Source organism: Planotetraspora sp. GP83, from assembly GCF_041262585.1.
GTDB lineage: Bacteria > Actinomycetota > Actinomycetes > Streptosporangiales > Streptosporangiaceae > JAOEGB01.
Genome location: NZ_JBGCBZ010000001.1, coordinates 90,932 through 108,791 on the forward strand (window position 1 = coordinate 90,932; position 17,860 = coordinate 108,791).

At 70.0% G+C, this 17,860-nt stretch carries 15 protein-coding genes; 11 read left to right on the top strand and 4 right to left on the bottom strand.

Annotated elements, in window-relative coordinates; all coding sequences use genetic code 11:
* Positions 1–31: 31 nt before the first annotated feature.
* On the bottom strand, positions 32–1,255 hold the full coding sequence (locus ABH927_RS00405) for an isochorismate synthase MenF (RefSeq protein WP_370017375.1): 1,224 nt from the start codon (positions 1,253–1,255) through the stop codon (positions 32–34).
* A gap of 167 nt (positions 1,256–1,422) precedes the next feature.
* Here ABH927_RS00405 and ABH927_RS00410 point away from each other — a divergent pair, with 167 nt between their 5' ends.
* Positions 1,423–2,298, top strand: coding sequence for an SGNH/GDSL hydrolase family protein (locus tag ABH927_RS00410; RefSeq protein WP_370017376.1), 876 nt, complete (start codon positions 1,423–1,425; stop codon positions 2,296–2,298).
* Positions 2,299–2,314: 16 nt separating this feature from the next.
* On the opposite strand, the gene ABH927_RS00415 is transcribed toward ABH927_RS00410, so the two are convergent.
* Positions 2,315–3,595: a Gfo/Idh/MocA family protein gene (locus ABH927_RS00415; RefSeq protein WP_370017377.1), complete on the bottom strand. Its 1,281-nt coding sequence runs from the start codon at positions 3,593–3,595 to the stop codon at positions 2,315–2,317.
* 105 nt (positions 3,596–3,700) lie between these two features.
* Here ABH927_RS00415 and ABH927_RS00420 point away from each other — a divergent pair, with 105 nt between their 5' ends.
* Positions 3,701–4,873, top strand: a complete 1,173-nt coding sequence (locus tag ABH927_RS00420) for an ROK family protein (protein ID WP_370017378.1) — start codon at positions 3,701–3,703, stop codon at positions 4,871–4,873.
* Positions 4,874–4,881: 8 nt separating this feature from the next.
* Entirely contained in the window at positions 4,882–6,726 is a 1,845-nt protein-coding gene (locus ABH927_RS00425) for a glycoside hydrolase family 36 protein (protein WP_370017379.1), read from the top strand.
* Here ABH927_RS00425 and ABH927_RS00430 read toward each other — a convergent pair.
* Together ABH927_RS00430 and ABH927_RS00435 are read right to left on the bottom strand one after the other, a co-directional pair.
* Positions 6,719–7,951: a hypothetical protein gene (locus ABH927_RS00430; protein WP_370017380.1), complete on the bottom strand. Its 1,233-nt coding sequence runs from the start codon at positions 7,949–7,951 to the stop codon at positions 6,719–6,721. The two genes, ABH927_RS00425 and ABH927_RS00430, sit on opposite strands and share 8 nt — an antisense overlap.
* Positions 7,948–9,759: a glycoside hydrolase family 97 catalytic domain-containing protein gene (locus ABH927_RS00435; protein ID WP_370017381.1), complete on the bottom strand. Its 1,812-nt coding sequence runs from the start codon at positions 9,757–9,759 to the stop codon at positions 7,948–7,950. Before ABH927_RS00435 ends, ABH927_RS00430 begins: the two co-directional genes overlap by 4 nt.
* 206 nt (positions 9,760–9,965) lie before the next feature.
* On the opposite strand from ABH927_RS00435, the gene ABH927_RS00440 reads away from it, so the two are divergent.
* The 8 genes from ABH927_RS00440 (at position 9,966) to ABH927_RS00480 (ending at position 17,640) form a co-directional block, all read left to right on the top strand.
* Entirely contained in the window at positions 9,966–11,240 is a 1,275-nt protein-coding gene (locus ABH927_RS00440; protein WP_370017382.1) for an alpha-L-fucosidase, read from the top strand.
* Positions 11,241–11,254: 14 nt separating this feature from the next.
* Complete coding sequence (locus tag ABH927_RS00445; RefSeq protein WP_370017383.1) at positions 11,255–12,718, top strand: sugar ABC transporter substrate-binding protein; 1,464 nt, start codon at positions 11,255–11,257, stop codon at positions 12,716–12,718.
* Positions 12,718–13,626, top strand: a complete 909-nt coding sequence (locus tag ABH927_RS00450; protein ID WP_370017384.1) for a carbohydrate ABC transporter permease — start codon at positions 12,718–12,720, stop codon at positions 13,624–13,626. Before ABH927_RS00445 ends, ABH927_RS00450 begins: the two co-directional genes overlap by 1 nt.
* Complete coding sequence (locus tag ABH927_RS00455) at positions 13,623–14,546, top strand: carbohydrate ABC transporter permease (RefSeq protein WP_370017385.1); 924 nt, start codon at positions 13,623–13,625, stop codon at positions 14,544–14,546. The genes ABH927_RS00450 and ABH927_RS00455 overlap by 4 nt, the downstream gene beginning before the upstream one ends.
* A gap of 34 nt (positions 14,547–14,580) precedes the next feature.
* Positions 14,581–15,561 carry an aldo/keto reductase gene (locus ABH927_RS00460; RefSeq protein ID WP_370017386.1) on the top strand — a complete coding sequence of 327 codons (981 nt, stop codon included), beginning with the start codon at positions 14,581–14,583 and terminating at the stop codon, positions 15,559–15,561.
* The gene (locus ABH927_RS00465; RefSeq protein ID WP_370017387.1) at positions 15,554–15,880 is read left to right on the top strand and encodes a cupin domain-containing protein; all 327 of its coding nucleotides are present in this window, start codon (positions 15,554–15,556) and stop codon (positions 15,878–15,880) included. The genes ABH927_RS00460 and ABH927_RS00465 overlap by 8 nt, the downstream gene beginning before the upstream one ends.
* A gap of 44 nt (positions 15,881–15,924) precedes the next feature.
* On the top strand, positions 15,925–16,830 hold the full coding sequence (locus tag ABH927_RS00470; protein ID WP_370017388.1) for an aldo/keto reductase: 906 nt from the start codon (positions 15,925–15,927) through the stop codon (positions 16,828–16,830).
* A 156-nt stretch (positions 16,831–16,986) separates the two neighbouring features.
* Positions 16,987–17,640 (top strand): VOC family protein, encoded by a 654-nt coding sequence (locus tag ABH927_RS00480; protein ID WP_407072825.1) that lies wholly within the window; start codon positions 16,987–16,989, stop codon positions 17,638–17,640.
* The last annotated feature ends 220 nt before the right edge of the window (positions 17,641–17,860 follow it).

Here is a 17,860-nt window from a genome sequence, read left to right on the forward strand (position 1 = left end):
GGACCCTTGCGGGCCCGTCAGCCTCCGGCGCTCACCCCTCCAGGGCGTACTGCATCACGCGGAGCTTGGCCTGTGCCTCCGCGAGCTCGGCGGCGGGGTCGGAGCCGCCCATGATGCCGCAGCCGGCGAACAGCCGGGCACGGTCACCGGAGATCTGGGCACAGCGCAGGGCGATGCCCCACTCGCCGTCGCCGCGCGCGTCGATCCAGCCGACGGGTCCGGCGTAGCCGGCGCGGTCCATGCCCTCCAGCTCGCGGATCACGTTGAGGGCGGTGCCGGTGGGGGTGCCGCCGACGGCGGCCGTGGGGTGCATGGCGGCCACCACGTCGAGGACGGACGCGCCGTCCGACAGCCGGCCGGTGACCCGGCTGGCGAGATGCTGCACGTTCGGGAGCACCAGCAACTCGGGCTGGGCGGGCACGTCGAGGGCCGAGCACAGGGGAGTGAGGGCCTCCCTGACCGACGCGACGGCGCAGACGTGCTCGTAGCGGTCCTTCCCAGAGGCGAACAGGGCGGCCCCGCGGGCCGCGTCCTCGGCCGGCCCGCCGCCGCGCGCGGTGGTGCCGGCGAGGACGAGGGACTCGATGGACTGGCCGGTGTGCCGGACCAGCAGCTCGGGGGTGGCTCCGACCAGACCGCCGACGGAGAAGGTGTAGCACTCCGGATAGCGGGCGGCCAGCCGTGAGAGCAGCACCCGGATGTCGATCTCCCGCTCGGCCGTGGCCATTAGGTCGCGGGCCAGCACGACCTTGTCGAGCGCGCCCGTCTTGATCTTCCGTACGGCTCTCGCGACCGTGTGCTGCCATTCGGGGGCGGTCAGCGTGCCGTCGCCGTAGCGGATGCCGCCGGGGGGTAACCAGGGCGTGACCGCGTCGAACGGGTCGTCGCCGATCGTGGTGAGCCACGCCCGCCCGCCCCTGCGGGCGAGCACCACCCGGGGGAGGACCAGCGTGGAGCCCTCGGCGTCGCCGTCGAAGGTGAACGAGCCGAACGCCACGGGGCCCGAGCCCGGCATCCCGACCTCGTCCTCGATGCGGGCGTCGCCGAAGAGGGACGACAGCCACTCGCGCGCCCACTGGAAACGGCCCGGACCGGGCGGCACCGTCGCGCGGGCGGCCTCTCCCCAGCCCACGAGCCCTTCGCCGTGCCGGACCCAGGCGTACGGCCCGGCGCCGGGCAGCCGGGTGAGCAGATTCCTGGGGTCGCTCACCGCGACCGTGCGAACCACGAGGGGGCGGATCAGAGCGACACTCACGCGACTCACTTTACGCAGGAACTGAACGTGTTCGACACGGCCCCCCGCGCAGCGGAGCTCCCTGTGTCAAGCGGCGATAGGAAGTTGGTCACGGAAGGCACGCCTTCCCTGGTGGTCATAGAGCACACCTCCTGGCGATCTCTACGTTTGGTCTCCCGGAGGTGTTCATGATCAAGAAGATCACGTCAGTCCTGGCTGTGGCGGTTCTCTTCGGACCCGGCACGGCCCACGCCCAGACGCGGCCACAGACGAGACCCCAGACGCGGCCACAGACGCGGCCACAGACGCGGGCACAGACGAGCCCGAGGGTCCTGGCCGCGCTGGGAGACTCGATAAGCGCGGGCTTCAACGCCTGCGGCTGGTACGTCCCGTGCACCTCGCGGTCCTGGTCCGCCGGTGACAACACCGAGGTCAACAGCCACTACCTGCGGCTGCTCGCCCTCGGCCCGGCCATCAAGGGGCACAACCTGAACTTCGCGGTTCCCGGGTCCACCAGCGCCGACCTCGTGGGACAGGCGCGCCAGGCGGTGGAGAAGGGCGCCGACTACGTCACGATCCTGATCGGCGCCCAGGACGCGTGCGTGGGGTCGGCGAAGGCCATGACCCCGGTCTCGACCTACCGGCAGCGGATCGACGAGGCGCTGGCCGTGCTGAAGCCGGCCGGGGCGAACGTGTTCGTCGCCAGCATCCCCGACCTGAAGCGGCTGTGGCGGGCGGGCAGGGACAACGCCTGGGCCCGGACATTCTGGGCCATCGGCAACATCTGCCCCTCGATGCTGGCCAACCCGAAGTCGATGGCGAAGAAGGACGAGGCCCGCCGCGACCAGGTGCGAGAGCGGGTCATGGACTACAACGACCAGCTCAAGCAGGCATGCGCGCGGTACGGCCCCGCCTGCCGGTACGACGGCGGCGCGGTCTTCTCCTACCCCTTCACCCTGAAGCTCGTGAGCGCGTGGGACTACTTCCACCCCAACGCCGACGGGCAGAAGGCCCTCGCCAAGGTGACCTTCGACGCCGGGTTCTTCCCCGCCACAGAGCCTTAAGCCCTCCCAGTCGCGGTCACGCCAGGTGGAGCCCCCCGTCGGCCAGATGGACGGGCCGGCCGGAGTCGATGGACCGGTTGGCCGCGACGCCGACCAGGACGCCGCGGATCCCGTCCTCGGCCCCGGCCCTGCGGCCCAGCGGGTCGGTCGCGGTCCCCCGGAACACGTCGTCGAGCAGCAGCCGGTCGCCGCCGCCGTGCCCGCCGGACCCCGTGGGGATGGCGACCTCGCGGGCCGGCTCCCAGTGCCGCTGGAGGACGATCCGCTCGCCTCGCACGCGGTCGGCATCGGCGGGGCCGAGGCGCCTGGCGCCCTTGCCGAGGACCGGCGCGGACTCGGGGGCGGCCCACTCCCGCTCGACGACGTCGAGTTCGAGGCGGCCCTCGGTGCCGTTGAACGCCACCCGGTATCCCTCCCAGGGGGCATGGGCGTTGAGGGAGTAGGTGAGCAGCGCCCGGTCGTCGTAGCGGACGAGCACCGACATGTTGTCCTCGATGGTGACGCCGGGGGCGAAGACGTCCTGGTCGCGGAGGTAGCCGTCCTCGTGCTCGGCGTCGAGGTAGAGCTCCTTGAGCCGGGGGTGGGCGGCCAGGTCGATCGTGAAGGGGTCGGTCCCGGCGAGGCCCGAGCCGTGGCCGCGCGCCGGGCGTGGCCCGGGAGCGTTGTCGCCGCCGTAGAAGCGCAGGTCGGCCTGGGCGTAGACGGTGCGGGGGACGGCGCCGAGCCACCAGTTGACCAGGTCGAAGTGATGGGTGGCCTTGTGCACGAGCAGGCCTCCGGAGTTGGCCTTGTCGCGGTGCCAGCGGCGGAAGTAGTCGGCGCCGTGCATGGTGTCGAGCACCCACTCGAAGTGCACGGAGGTGACCGTGCCGATCGCCCCCTCCCGGAGCAGCCGTTTCACCTCGGAGTTCCGCGGGGAGTAGCGGTAATTGAACGTCACCGTCAGGTCGCCGTCCCGGGCGGACTCCGCGATGGCGGCGCACCCCTCGGCGGTCGTGGTGAGCGGCTTCTCGACGACCACCGCCCGGCCGCGGTCGAGCGCCGCGCACACGTAGTGGTGATGGGTGAAGTCGGGCGTGGTCACCACGACCACGTCGGGGCGCTCCTTCTCCAGCATCAGCGTGAAGTCCTCGGCCCGGTAGGCCGCCAGGCCGAGGCCCCGGTCATAGAGGGCCATCCGCGCGGGGTTCGTGTCGCACAGCGCGACCGGGACGCCCAGGTCGCGGTAGTCGCCCAGCAGGGCGTCGAAGTAGGTCGCGGCCCGGTGTCCAAGGCCGACGAACGCGTAGCGGCGCATCAGGTCTCCTCGTGCGTGGGTGGCGGAGGTTACTAAGATCGTTGTCCCGGTCGATGGGCTGTAGCAATTCAATTCTTAACGAAGTTAATTTGCTAAGATGCGGCCATGCTCGCTTCCGTGCGCCGCCCAGAACCGCTGACGAGCCCCGCCGCGGCCACGGTGTTCACCATGGTCCTGACGCAGGGGCCCGTCTCGCGGGTGGAGATCGCCAGGCGCACGGGGCTGTCCTCTGCGGCCGTCACCAAGGCGGCGCGGCCGTTCATCGAGGCGGGGTATCTGCGGGAGATGGAAGCGACCGAGCGCTCGGGCCCGGGGGCGGGCCGGCCGGCCAGCCCTCTGGAAATCAGGCCGGACAGAGAGTTCTTCACCGGCGTGAAGATCACCGGAGACGAGCTCATCGGGGTGGTCACGGACCTGCGGGCGCAGGTGCTGGTCTCCGCCCGCAGGCCACTCACCTCTGCCGCAGTGGGCGACGTGGTGGCGGCGCTCGCCGGGTTCGTCGCGGGGCTGCTCGCCGAGTCCCCGTCGTACGGCGAGCGCTGCCACTCGCTCGGGCTGGCGGTCTCCGGCGACGTCGACAGGGCCCACGGGGTGGTGCGTTACTCGCCCTTCCTCGGCTGGCGGCAGGTGCCGCTCGCCAAGCTGGCGGCGGAGGCGACCGGGCTCGCCGTGACCGTCGAGAACGACGTGAAGTCGCTCACCGTGGCGGAGCAGTGGTTCGGCGAGGGGATCGGCGCGTCGTCGTTCGCGCTGGTTACCGTGGGCGTCGGCATCGGGTGCGGGCTCGTGGTCAACGACCGGCTGGTGGCGGGATCGCACGGGGTCGCGGGGGAGATCGCGCACATCCCCGTGGGCGGGCAGGATCCGCCCTGCCACTGCGGCGGGCGCGGGTGCGTCGAGGCGATCGCCGGCACCGGGCCCCTCCTGGAGGCGGCGCGGGCGGCCGTCGGCGACGCGGAGCTGACGATGGAGGGCGCGATCGAGGCCGCCCACGCGGGGGACGAGGCGGTCCGCGCCGTCTTCGCCAGGGCGGGGCACGCCATCGGCCTGGCCACGGCCGCCATGGCCAACCTGGTCGGACCCGAGCGCATCATCGTGACGGGCGACGTCTCCGGGCTGACCTGCTACGGCCGCTTCGAGGAGCTGATGACCGAGGCCTTCGCCGGCCAGGCGTTCGGCGCCGCCGCCGACTGCCGCCTGATCCTGCGCCCCCGGACGTTCGAGCACTGGGCGCGCGGCGCCGCCGCGGTCGCCATCCAGACGCTCTTCACGTTGTAGGAGAGGCATTGACCGGGGACTCCCAGAGCATGTCACAGGCCGCCCCCGGCATCTGGCAGCCGCACGATGGGGGCGACCGGGCCGAGGCCGCCGAGGCGCGGGTGCCCACAGGGCTCTTCGCGGGCGGGGCCGAGCTGGTCCTCGACGTCACAGGCGCCGCCGAGTCGTCGTGGACCGTCCATCGGCTCGCCGGCGGCGTCGTGGAGGTCCACGTCGAACCGGCCGTCGTCTCCGTGGTGAGGGTGGCCTGGCTGCTGCCGTGCGTCGCCGCGACGGCGTTCTGGACCCCGGACGGCGGCGAGCACCGCGGGCTCCCGCCGTTCTGGCGCCGGCCGCGCACCGTGTCGCTGGAGAAGGGCACCCCCGTGGGCTGCCTGGTCGGCGCGGGCGACGTGTCGCTGTGCGCCTTCGCCCTCCGCGAGGTCGTCAGGCCGGTCACGATGAGGACGGGGGTCGTGGAGGAGACCGCCGAGTTCGGGTTCTGGGCCGAGCACGAGGCAGGCCCCGGCGACCCGCTCGTGCTCCGGCTGGACCTCGGCGGCCGGCCGTTCTCGCACGCCCTCGCCGACGTCGCAGCGTGGTGGGCGGAGCAGTGGGACTCCTGGCCCGGCGTGCCGGAGATCGCGCGGATGCCCGTCTATTCGACGTGGTACGCCATGCAGCAGCACGTGAACGCCGACGCCGTGGAGCGGCAGGCGGCCGCCGCGAAACGGCTCGGCTGCGACATGATCATCGTGGATGACGGCTGGCACAGCGACGACCGGGGACGCGGCTACGGCTACGTCGGCGAATGGCACCCGTCAACCACCTCGTTTCCTGATATGTCGGGTCATGTGGCGCGGGTGCGGGATGGCGGGACGGCCTACCTCCTGTGGTACGCCCTGCCCTTCGTCGGACGCCACACCGCTCTGTGGGACCAGGTCCAGCCGTACGCGCTGGCGTACAAGGAGCACATGGACGCGGTCGTGGTGGACCCGCGCCATCCCGCCATCCGCGACCTGCTGTGCGGCAACCTCGCCAGGGCCGTGCGCGAGTGGCACACCGATGGCCTGAAGATCGACTTCATCGACCAGTTCGTCACTCCGAACCCACCGCCGCCCGGCTCGGAGGCCGACTGCGCGACGGTGACCGAGGGGGTGCGAAGGCTGCTGGCCGACCTCGGGGAGCGGCTCGGCCCCCGCGTTCCGGGGGAGCGAGTGCCGGCTGACCGTGTGCTTGTCGAGTTGCGGCAGCCGTACGTCAGCCCGGGCCTGTGGCCGTACGCGACGATGATCCGCGCGTCCGACTGCCCCCTGAGCCCGGCACACAACCGGCAGCGCACCGTCGACCTGCGACTGGTGGCCGGGCCGCTCGCCGTACACGCCGACATGCTGATGTGGCATCCCTCGGAGAGCCCCGAGCGGGTCGCCGCGCAACTCATCAACGTGCTGTTCGCCGTGCCGCAGATCTCGGCGGACCTGACCGCGCTGACGCCCGGGCAGGAGGCGGCGCTGGCGTTCTGGCTCGGCTTCTTCCGGCGGAACGCCGCAGTGCTGCAGGGCGGCGTGTTCGAGCCCGCCCGGCCCGACCTGGGCTACCCGCTGGTGCGGGCCCGGGGCGACGACACGGTGATCGTCGGGCGCTACGCGCCGCTGCCGGTCGAGGTGCCGCCCGTTCACACGCTATTGGTGGCCAACGCCGACTCCTCGGCCGAGGTCCTGCTCGACGTCCGCGAGGCCGGTGTGGCCGGCGCCCGGGTCGTCGACTGCCGGGGCCGGACGGTGAGCGAGAGCGTCCTCTCGCTCACCCCCGGCGTCCACCCGGTCACGGTGCCGACCGGAGGGCTGCTGGAACTCGTCCCGCGGATCAGCTGATCACGATCTTGTCGAGCTCGGGGGACCGGGCTGTGTGGCTGTAGAACCTGATCGTGTTGACGCCGGCGACCAGGTTCACCGGGACCGTGGCCGTCGTCACCGTGCCGGCGGTGCCGGTCATGGGCACTTCGACCGCGTTGGCGCCGTTGACGCTGACCAGGTAGGACTGCGTGCCGTCCACGAGCGCGTGGATCGTCATCTGCTTCGTCGCGGTCGTCTCCGACAGCACGCCCTTGACCACCGCGAAGTCGTAGATGTTGCCGCCGATGAGGATGACCTTCCGGCCGCCGGAGCAGACGGCGCAGTAGGCGGCCTCCGCCGCGCCCTCGAAGACGTTGCCGACGCGCTCGGCCTCGTACGCGCCGGGGCTCCGGTCGGGCGGCGGGAGCTTGACGGGCGGCGTCGCCCGGCCGAGCTGCCACGCCTTGAGATCCTTGATGAGCAGGTAGGTGTCCTGCAGACCGGCGCTCTTGATGCTGCGGTAGACGCCCCACTTGGGCCGGTTGTACTGCTCCTCGGTCCACCACAGGTCGATGTGGTCGACGCGCTGGTCGACGATCGTCCGCGGGCCGTCCCGCAGGATCCAGCGCATGTAGCCGTCGTCGGACGACTTGAACTCCAGCGTGGTGGAGATCCACTTGTTCTGCAGCGGTTCGAGGGCGGTGAAGCCCACCGGGTGCGCGTTCTCGTTCTGGATCCAGTAGCGCGCCTCGATCGACGGCACGCCGCTCTTGATCGGCAGCGAGATCTGCGCCACAGGGGTGCTCGTGTCGGACGTCTTCATCTGCCAGATGTGGGTGAACTGGCTGGTCGCGTCGAGCGTGTCCGGGATGTACATGTCGTAGCTGATCCGCCAGGTCTCGTCCTTGCGGATCTCGAGCGCCCTGCCGTCGCTCGTCCGCATCCCTCTGACCTCGCTGCGCATGCGGTCGGATCCGTCGCGGTCGATGACGTGCGAGTCGAACCGGTAGGCGTTGCGGTCCACGCGGACGTGGGGCGCGCCCTCCGGGTCGGAGCCGCGCCGGTCGTCTTCGAGCGCCTCGAAGGCGCCGACGCCGTCTCGCCAGGGTTGGGGACTCCAGCGGAGCTCCCAGTGCGGTGCGCGCTCACCGGCGGCGCCTTGCTCCGATGTGGTGGGGGTGGGGTCGGCGGCCGCTGGGGTCGCGACGGCCAGGAGCGCGCACGCCCACAGTGCCCCCGCGATTCGTAAACCATGCTTTTTCATGAGGGTTCCCGCTGCTCGTAGTTGACGTGCCGGAAGGGGATGATGCGCCTGAGGTGCACCGTGAAGCCGCCGTTGAACGCGACGGGGATGTCGAGCTTGCCCCCGGCGGTCACGGTGACCGTCTCGGTGACGATCCGGTCGTCCGGTGCGTCCCGATAGATGTCGGCCGCCCACTCGCCCTCGCCGGCGAAGGTGAGCGGCACGGTGATCGTCCGGGCCGGGCCGGAGACTCCCGCCCCGACGTACCACTCCTCGCCGGTTCCCTCGCCGTATTTCCGGGCGATCACGATGTGGTCGGCGGGGTCGCCGGACAGCAGCCTCGTGTCGTCCCACGCGGTGGGGACCCGCGCCAGCAACCGCTGCGCCTCCGGGCGTGACCCGTACGACTCGACGCTGTCGGCGAAGTGCTGGACGCCCGACTCGAAGATGACCGCGAGGGCCAGTTCGAACCCGGCGGAGATGGCGCGGACGCCGGTGAACGTGCAGGGCGTGAAGTCCATCGGGCCCTGGACGTTGCGGGTGAACGCGAGCGAGAGGTAATGGGCGGGCGGGTAGATCGGCTCCTTCCCGGGCTTGGGCTTGATCCACTCGGCGCCCTTGACCGCCTCCGCGGTCATGAACTGGGGCCAGGTCCGCTCGGTGCCGCGCGGGATCGTGCCGCCGTGGAAGACGATCATCATGCGCAGACTGGAGGTCGCCGCGAGGATGGCGTCGAACCAGCGCATCCGGTCCTGGCCGTCGGACTCCGTGAAGTCGATCTTCACGCCGACCGCGCCCCACTCCCTCCAGACCGCGAGCTTCTCGCGGAACTCCAGCTCGGTGTCGAGGTGCTGCCAGTGCGACCAGAGGAAGACGCCGACGCCCCGCCCTGCGGCGTAGGAGAGGAGCTCGGGCATCCACTCCTTGTTCCAGCCCGCGTCGGCCAGCAGGTACGGCCAGCCCTGGGAGGCGGCGTAGTCGACCCACCGCTTCTGCGCCTCCAGGTCGCGGGTGGAGGGGGCGTCGGACCACCACGACCAGGCGGCGGCGCCCGGCTTGATCCACGAGGTGTCGTCGAGTTTCGAGGGCTCCGCCAGGCTGGTCACCAGGTCGCTCTCGACGATCGTGGACAGGTCACCGATGATCATCGTGCGCCACGGTGTGACGAGCGGGCTGGCCGCCGTGACGTAGGGGTCGGGCAGGTCGAGGCGGAACGCGTCGCCGTCGAACCTCAGCCGGGAGCCCGCGTACGTCCCGTCCAGCCGCGACTCGGTGACCAGCAGCCAGGTGCCGTCGATATGAGACCTGCCCCCGACCTGGAACAGCGACGGGTACCCGTAGAGGATCGGCTCGGCCGTCCCGGCGGTCGTGTGACGGTGGATCTCCTCGTAGTCGCACCTGCCGTTCTCGTACGGCAGCAGCACCGCACGGGCGGTGGGCGCGATGACGTACTCGGACGCCTCCTCGCAGACGGTCACGGGGCCTCGCCACGGCACGACGTATCGGTACGCCACGCCCTGGCCGGAGACCTGAACCTGCACGTCGAGCCGGTGCCCGCCCTTGGTGAACCCCAGCGTCCATTCCGTGGCGACGTATCGGTGCGCCCGCCGCTTGCCCACCAGCGTCGTGTAGGACTCGTCGACTTCCCTGCTGGTGATGCCGTCGAAGGTCAGGTCGCGGCTCAGATCCTCGTGCGCGGCGCGGATGCCGAGCCTTGACGGTGCCACGACCTCGTCGCCGCCCCGCCGTACGGCCAGGGTGAGCTCGCCCGAGGGGGAAAGCGCGACCACCGCGGTCAGCTCGCCGGCACTGAGGGCCCAGTCGGGCATGTCCACCGTTCCTTCCGGGTGAGAGCGGTCAGGGCGCTTGGAGCATGAGTGAGCGGAAACATAGGAGGATTAGGGCTTTCCGGTCCTCACAGTGCGGTTAACCATAAGTTGCAAGAACTTGCAATTCAATTCTTGACGAAGTTAATTGCCGCGTCTACGGTACGGCCATGCCCGACCGGTCACATAGAGAGACGTCGTTCACAAGTATGAACGCCAGTCATCGGAGCTTTGGTGCTCGACTGGCGGAGTTCCGGGAGCAGCGCTTCGGTCTGTTCATCCATTGGGGTCTCTACGCGCTGGCGGCCCGCCACGAGTGGGTCAAGCAGCGCGAGCGCCTCACCGACGAGCGATACCGGGTCTATTTCGAGCAGTTCGCACCCGACCTGTTCGACCCGGACGCGTGGGCGGAGGCGGCCGGGGACGCGGGCATGCGCTACATGGTGCTCACCACCAAGCACCACGACGGGTTCTGCCTGTGGGACTCGGCGCTCACCGACTACTGCGTCACCGGCACGCCGTACGGCAAGGACCTGGTGGGGCCGATCGTCAGCGCGTTCCGGGCGAAGGGCCTGGGCGTGGGCTTCTACCACTCGCTGATCGACTGGCACCACCCGGACTTCCCCATCGACGGGCTGCATCCGGCCTACGCCGAGGGTGTCTCCAACGAGGGCCGCGACATCACGAAATATGCGGACTATCTGCACGGCCAGGTGGAGGAGCTGCTCACCCGCTACGGCCCCATCGACACGATGTGGTTTGACTTCTCCTATTCGGCGCGGCGGCGCGGCGGCAAGCTCACACCCGGCGGCAAGGGCAGGGCCGACTGGCGCTCCGAAGAGCTCGTCGCGCTGGTGCGCAGGCTGCAGCCGGGTGCGCTGATCAACGACCGGCTGGAGGTGCCCGGCGACTTCGTCACCCCGGAGCAGTACCAGCCCGCCGGTCCCGTGGGGGAGGTCTGGGAGGCCTGTCAGACCCTCAACGGGAGCTGGGGCTACGACCGGGACAATCTCGACTGGAAGCCAGTCGACCTGCTCGTCCGCATGCTCGTCGACACCGTCTCCAAGGACGGCAACCTGCTGCTCAACGTCGGGCCCAACGGGCGCGGCGAGTTCGAACCCGGGGCGCTGGCGACGCTCCGGGGCATCGGGGAGTGGATGCGGCTGCACGGCCGCTCCATCTACGGGGCGGGGCCCAGCGCGTATCAGGCCCCGCCCGACTGCCGCTACACGCAAGCCGGCGACCGGCTGTACGTGCACCTGTTCAGCTGGCCGTACCGGCACCTGCACCTGCCCGGTCTGGCCGGGCGGGTCCGGTACGCGCAGCTGCTCAACGACGCCTCCGAGATCCGCACGCTGATCCCCGACCCTTCCGTGGACAGCGGCCACACCCGGCTTTCGGCGCTTCCGGACGGCACGCTCACCCTCCAGCTCCCGGTGCGGCGCCCAGATGTGGCGGTGCCGGTCATAGAGCTCTTCCTCTGAAAGGGCCACTCCCCATGGACATGAACCGCCTGGACATGAACCGCCTCCAGTTGAACCGGCGCCGGATGCTCGCCCTCGCGGTGGCCGCCGCGGCGGTGCCCGTGCTGGGCGCCTGCGGCGGAGACACGCGCAAGCAGAAGCACGCCGCCGCCCCGGTCAAGTCGGGCGTGCCGACGCTGGACCCGAACCGGCCCGGCAACGAGACCTGGCCGTTCGAGGAGGCCGAGGCGCTCGACAACTCGCTGACCTGGCCGAAGACCGACGTGGCCGACCCCGCCTCGAAGGTCGCCATCACGGTCGCCATGACCTCCGACGTCATCGCGGAGGTGCGGAACACCCAGTTCGACTTCTTCTTCAAGAAGCGGCACCCGAACATCGAGATCAAGCGCGAGATCTCGCCGTCGGTCGACGACTTCCTCACCAAGTACATGGCGCAGGCGGCGGGCGGCGTGTTGCCCGACGTCATGTACAACCACTACTCCTGGACGCAGAACTTCATCGCGAACAACATCCTCCAGCTGCTGGACGACTACGTCGCCAAGACGCCGTCGTTCGACATGGACGACCTGCCGCAGAAGGGGCTCGCCTACTTCCAGCGCGACGGCAAGCTGTACGGCCTGCCGACCGACATGGCGCCGAAGCTCCTGTTCTTCAACAAGGACCTGTTCGACAAGGCCGGGATCAAGCACCCGGACGAGGGCTGGACCGTCGACAAGATGTTGGACGCGGCCAGGAAGATGACGAGTGGGTCGGGCGCGGAGAAGGTCTACGGGTTCTCGCCGATGCCCATCCCCTCGCCCGATTTGTCGGCCGTATTCCTCATGCCGCACGGCGGCCGGTTCCTCAACGCCGACGAGTCGGCCGTCGTCATCACCGAGCCGGCGGCGGCCAAGGCCATGGGCCTGTGGCTCGACCTCCTGCTGAAGGACAAGGCCGTGCCGAGCCTGGCCGAGCTGCAGCTCCTGGAGAAGGTCGAGCCGTTCAAGACGGGCCACGCGGCCATGCACATCAACGGCGCCTGGCTGATGACCGAGCTGTCCAAGCAGAAGGCGTTCAAGTGGGGCGCCACCCACGTGCCGAAGGGCCCCGCGGGACGGTTCACCCCGGCCGTCGGCAGCGCGCTGGTGATGCCGGCCTCGTCGCAGAACAAGGACGCCGCCTGGATCTACATGCACGAGTTCCTGTCCTCGACCGGGCAGCAGTTCCGCCGGATCAGCGCGCCCGCCCGGCAGTCGGCCTGGGAGCCCAACGCCGAGGCCCTCGGCATCCCTCAGGACATCGCCAAGCTGGTCAAGGACGTGCTGGCCGACTACGCCTCCACCGACGGCGTGATGAAGCTGCCCGCCAACAAGAAGGTCGTCAACACGGCCAAGCCGATCTGGGAGCGGGCCATGCTCGGCAAGACCGACCTCGAGTCCGCGCTCCGCGAGATCGCCGACAAGGTCACGCCGCTCCTCGCCGAGAACAAGATCGCCTGATGACCGCGCTCACCCTCCCGCGGCGGGGCCACACGCTGGCCCGCCGCGAGGCGCGGCGATTCTACGGGTTCGTGTCGCCGTGGCTGATCGGGTTCGTCCTGTTCAGCGCCGGGCCGATCGTCGCCGCCATAGTGATCAGCTTCATGGACTGGAACCTGCTCAGGAGCGCGGAGTGGGTCGGCCTGGCGAACTACCGGCGGATGTTCGGCGACCCCGAGTTCTGGGAGTCCATCGGGAACACCTTCCAGTACGGCATCGGGTCCGTCGCGCTCGGCGTCACCTTCACGTTCCTGCTGGCGTTGCTGCTCAACCAGCCGCTGCGCTTCCAGGGGTTGTTCCGCACCGTGATGTACCTTCCGTCGGTCGTGTCGGGCCTGGCCACGGCGCTGCTGTGGCTGAACATCCTGCACCCGGACTACGGCCTGATCAACAAGGTGCTGGCCATGGTGGGCATCGAGGGCCCCGGCTGGCTGGCCTCGCAGGAGTGGGCCATCCCCGCGCTGGTCCTGATGAGCGTGTGGGGCGCCGGCAACACCATGGTCATCTACCTCGCCGGGCTGCAAGGCATCCCCAGGACGCTCTACGAGGCGGCCGAGATCGACGGCGCGGGCTGGTGGCGCCGGTTCTGGAGCGTGACCGTGCCCATGATGTCGCCGGTCATCTTCTTCAACGTGGTGACCGGGTTCATCGCGAGCCTGCAGGGCTACGTGCTCATCCTCGTCATGACCGAGGGCGGCCCCGGCAACGCCACGATGGTGCTCGGGCTCTACATCTACCGGAACGCTTTCGTCTACTTCGACATGGGCTACGCCGCCACCCTGTCCTGGGCGATGTTCGCCATCGTCATCGCCGTCACGCTTGTCCAGTTCCGCCTGGCCAGGCACTGGGTCCACTACGAGTTCAAATGAGAGGGACCACGATGGCCGCCGAGGCGGCCGGCCCCGTGACCGCCAGGTCCGCACCGCGGCGCGCGGCCCCGACCCCCGAACAGGCCCAGCGGATCAGGCGGATCCGCCGGTCGGGCGCCTACGTGCTCCTGGTCATCAGCACGGCGATCTTCGTCCTGCCCTTCCTGTGGATGGTCACGACCTCGCTCAAGTCGGACGAGGAGAACCTGGCGTTCCCGCCGCAGTTCATCCCCGGCTCCTTCCACTTCGAGAACTACGCGCGTGGCTGGTCGGGGTCGCTGCCGTTCACCACCTTCCTGGTGAACACCGTCCTGATCACGGCGCTGTCGATGCTGGGTAACCTGGTCTCGTGCGTCCTCCCCGCCTACGCCTTCGCCAGGATGCGGGCGAGATGGGCGGGCGTGCTGTTCGCGGCCATGCTCGCCACCATGATGATCCCCCGCGAGATCACGCTGGTGCCGAAGTTCATCCTGTTCTCCAAGCTCGGCTGGGTGAACACGTACCTGCCGCTCATCGTGCCGGAGTTCTTCGGCGTGGCGCTCTACATCTTCCTGCTGCGCCAGTTCTTCACCACGATCCCGCAGGAGCTCATCGACGCGGCCCGCATCGACGGAGCCTCCGAGCTGCGCATCCTCTGGAAGGTCATGCTGCCGCTGTCGAAACCGGCGATCGCGGCGATCTGCCTGTTCTCGTTCGTCAGCAACTGGAACCAGTACTTGGAGCCGGTCATCTACATCCGCTCGACGGAGAAGTTCACCCTTCCCCTCGGGCTCGGCATGTTCTCCGGCGCTTACGCCACCCAGTACAACCAGATGATGGCGGTCGCGCTGCTGTCGATGCTCCCCATCCTGGTGCTGTTCTTCATCGCCCAGAAGACCTTCATCCGCGGCGTCACGCTGACCGGGATCGCGGGACGTTGATTTCTGACGACTGGAACCCCGAAGGAGGGACGGCTTGAACTACGAACGCCAGCCGTACAGGAGATGCGGCCGCAGCGGCCTCAAGCTGCCCGCCGTCTCCCTCGGCCTCTGGCACAACTTCGGAGACGAGCACCCCCTCGACGGCCAGCGGGCGATCCTGCGGAAGGCCCTCGACCTCGGCATCACCCATTTCGACATCGCCGACCGCTACGGGCCGCCGATCGGCGCCGCCGAGCGCAACTTCGGCACGCTGTTCCGCGATCTCGGCGTGCGCCGCGAGGAGATCGTCGTCTCCACCAAGAGCTCCAACCCCGTGTGGGACGGTCCGTACGGCAGCGGCAACTCCCGCAAGCACGTGCTCGCGGCGTTCGACCGTTCGCTCGAACGGCTGGGGCTCGACCACGTCGACATCTTCTACCTGCACCGCGACGACGACACCACGCCGCTGGAGGAGACGGCCGCCGCGCTCGACCACATCGTGAGGTCCGGCCGGGCGGTTTACGCCGGCGTGTCGAACTACCGCCCCGACCGTACCGCCGAGGCCGCCCGGGTGCTGCGCGAGCTGGGCACCCCGCTGGTGGTACACCAGCCGGCGTACTCGCTGCTGAACCGGCGCATCGAGGACGAGCTGCTCGGCGTGCTGGAGAGGGAGGGCATGGGCTGCGTCGTCTACTCGCCGCTGGCCCAGGGCATGCTGACCGACCGTTACCTCGACGGCATCCCGGAGGGCTCCCGGGCCAGCGTCGGCCGTTTTCTGACGCCCGACCGGATCACCCCGGAGGTGCTCGCCTTCGTCCGCGCGCTCGGTGAGATCGCGTCCGGGCGCGGCCAGAGCGTCGCCCAGCTCGCCCTCGCCTGGGCGCTGCGCGACCCCCGGATCACATCCGTGCTGGTCGGCGCGAGCAGTCCGGAGCAACTCGAAGCCAACGTCGCGGCCGTCGACCGGCTCGACTTCACCGATGACGAGCTGGCCGCCATCGAGCAGGCGGCCAAGGAGGCAGGGGTCAATGCGTAGACGCACGCTGGCGGCGTTCGGCTCCGGTGTGGGGCTGCCCGGCTACCGCGTCGGAGGGGGCGGCGTCTCGACGCTCGTGCCCGGCGAGGTGAGCCACGCCGAGGGGCCGCACACCCACCCGGATCCGGAGATCTTCCTCATCCTGTCCGGTTCGGGGCGGATCCACATCGACGGCACGGCCGAGGACTTCTCGGCGGGTGACGTGCTCATCGTCGAGGCGGGGGAGGACCACCACCTCGAAGCCGTCTCCGAGGTCGTCACGACCTGGCTCCACCTGGAGCCCCTGGTGGAGCCCGCCGAGGGCGCGGGTGCCGAATGACGGAGCCAATGACGGAGCCAATGACGGCGCCGGTGAAGGGTCCGATGACGGAGCCGCTGAAGCTGCCCGACGTGGGGCTTGGCGGCGGGCCCCTCGGCAACTACCTACGGCCCATCTCCGACGCCCAGGCCGAGGCCGTCGTCCAGACCGCCTGGGAGGAGGGGGTCCGTTACTTCGACACCGCGCCCTTCTACGGGCTCGGCCTGGCCGAGCAGCGGATGGGCCGGGTGCTCCGCGGCGTGCCCAGGGACGACTACGTGCTGTCCACCAAGGTCGGCCGGCTCGTCCGGCCAGGGGCCGGCGCCCCGCCCATCTTCGCCGTCTCCAACGACCGGCACGTCGAGTGGGACTTCAGCGCGGACGGGGTGCTGCGCAGCGTCTCGGAGTCGCTCGACCGCCTCGGCGTGGACCGGATCGACATCCTGTTCATCCACGACCCCGACGACCACTGGCGGCAGGCGATCGACTCCGCCTTCCCGGCGCTCGCCTCGCTGCGCGATCAGGGGGTGGTGCGGGCGATCGGGATCGGCATGAACCAGTCGCGGATGCTCGTCGACTTCGTGAAACACGCCGACCCGGACGTCCTGCTGGCCGCCAACCAGGCCACCCTGCTGCGCCGGTCGGCCTTCGACGAGTTGCTGCCGCTCTGCCGGGAGCGCGGCATCACGGTGGTCGCCGGAGCGCTGTTCCACCGCGGCGAGCTGGCCGCGCCCGGCCCCGACGCCTCGGAGGAGGTGCGGCGGATCGCCGCCGTGTGCGACCGGTACGGCGTGCCCATCGCCGCGGCGGCCATGCGCTTCCCCCTCCGCCATCCGGCCGTGCGGTCCATCCTGCTGGGAGCGCACGAACCCGCCCAGGTGCGCGCCAACCTCGCGGCGTTCCGCCGGCCGATCCCCGAGGAGGTGTGGGCCGCGCTCGACGCGCTCGACGTGGAGGCGGCCGCCACCTGACGATGTGGTCCCTCAGGGACATCACTCACCGGACATCACTCACCGGACATCACTCATTGCCGCAGCCCACGGCGGCGGAGGACCCCAGACCCTCCCCGGGCTGGGGGGCTTCAAGGTCGCCCTCGACGCCATGGAGGGGATGCGCCGGCAGTGGGCGTGCGAGGGTGGGGGCTGCGGTTCCTCGCCACCAGGGTCGACCGCATGGACGTCAGGCCGGGCGGCCTCTGGCGGCTCGTCAACGTCGACGCCGGCGGCGGGGAGTACGGCTTCAGAGGCGTCTACCACGACGTCGTGGCGCCGGAGCGGATCGTGCGGACGTGCCTCAGCGGTCCTCGTCGCGGGAGCAATCCCAGTATAAATAGTTACATGACTCTCCATTGGAAACTCGTCGTCGACTGCGCCGATCCACACCGGCAGGCCGCGTTCTGGGCCGAGGCCCTCGGCTATGAGGTCGAGGACAACAGCGTGTTGATCGAGCGACTCCTCGGGCTCGGCGTCATCACGGAGAGCGCGCTCACGCCCGACGGAAAGGCGTGGAAGGGCCTCCAAGCCGTGCGGCACCCCGACGATCCGGTCGATCCCGAGAGCGGCATCGGCCTCGGCCGGCGGATCCTCTTCCAGGCGGTGCCCGAGCCGAAGACCGTCAAGAACCGGCTCCACATCGATTTGCACGCGGGGCCCGAACGCCGCGACGCGGAGGTGGACCGGCTCAAAGGGCTCGGCGCCACGGTCCTGTGGACGGTCCAGGAGCCGGGATCGCACCACGTGACCATGGCCGATCCGGAGGGCAACGAGTTCGACGTCCAATAGGAGACGCCGACGGGGAGACGGCCCGGGGATGTCGTACGTGCTGGTGATGGCTCCGAAGCCGAACCGGTCACGGCGCTACCCGCTCCCTTCCACTCTCAACGTATAGCGCACCGGGGGGCTTGCCACAAGACCCGGGTCGTGCCGCAGAATCGTCGGCCGAGGCCCAGAACCTGCGGAAACGGGGGACGCGAAATGCGGGGTGTTGTTGTCGACGTGGGGA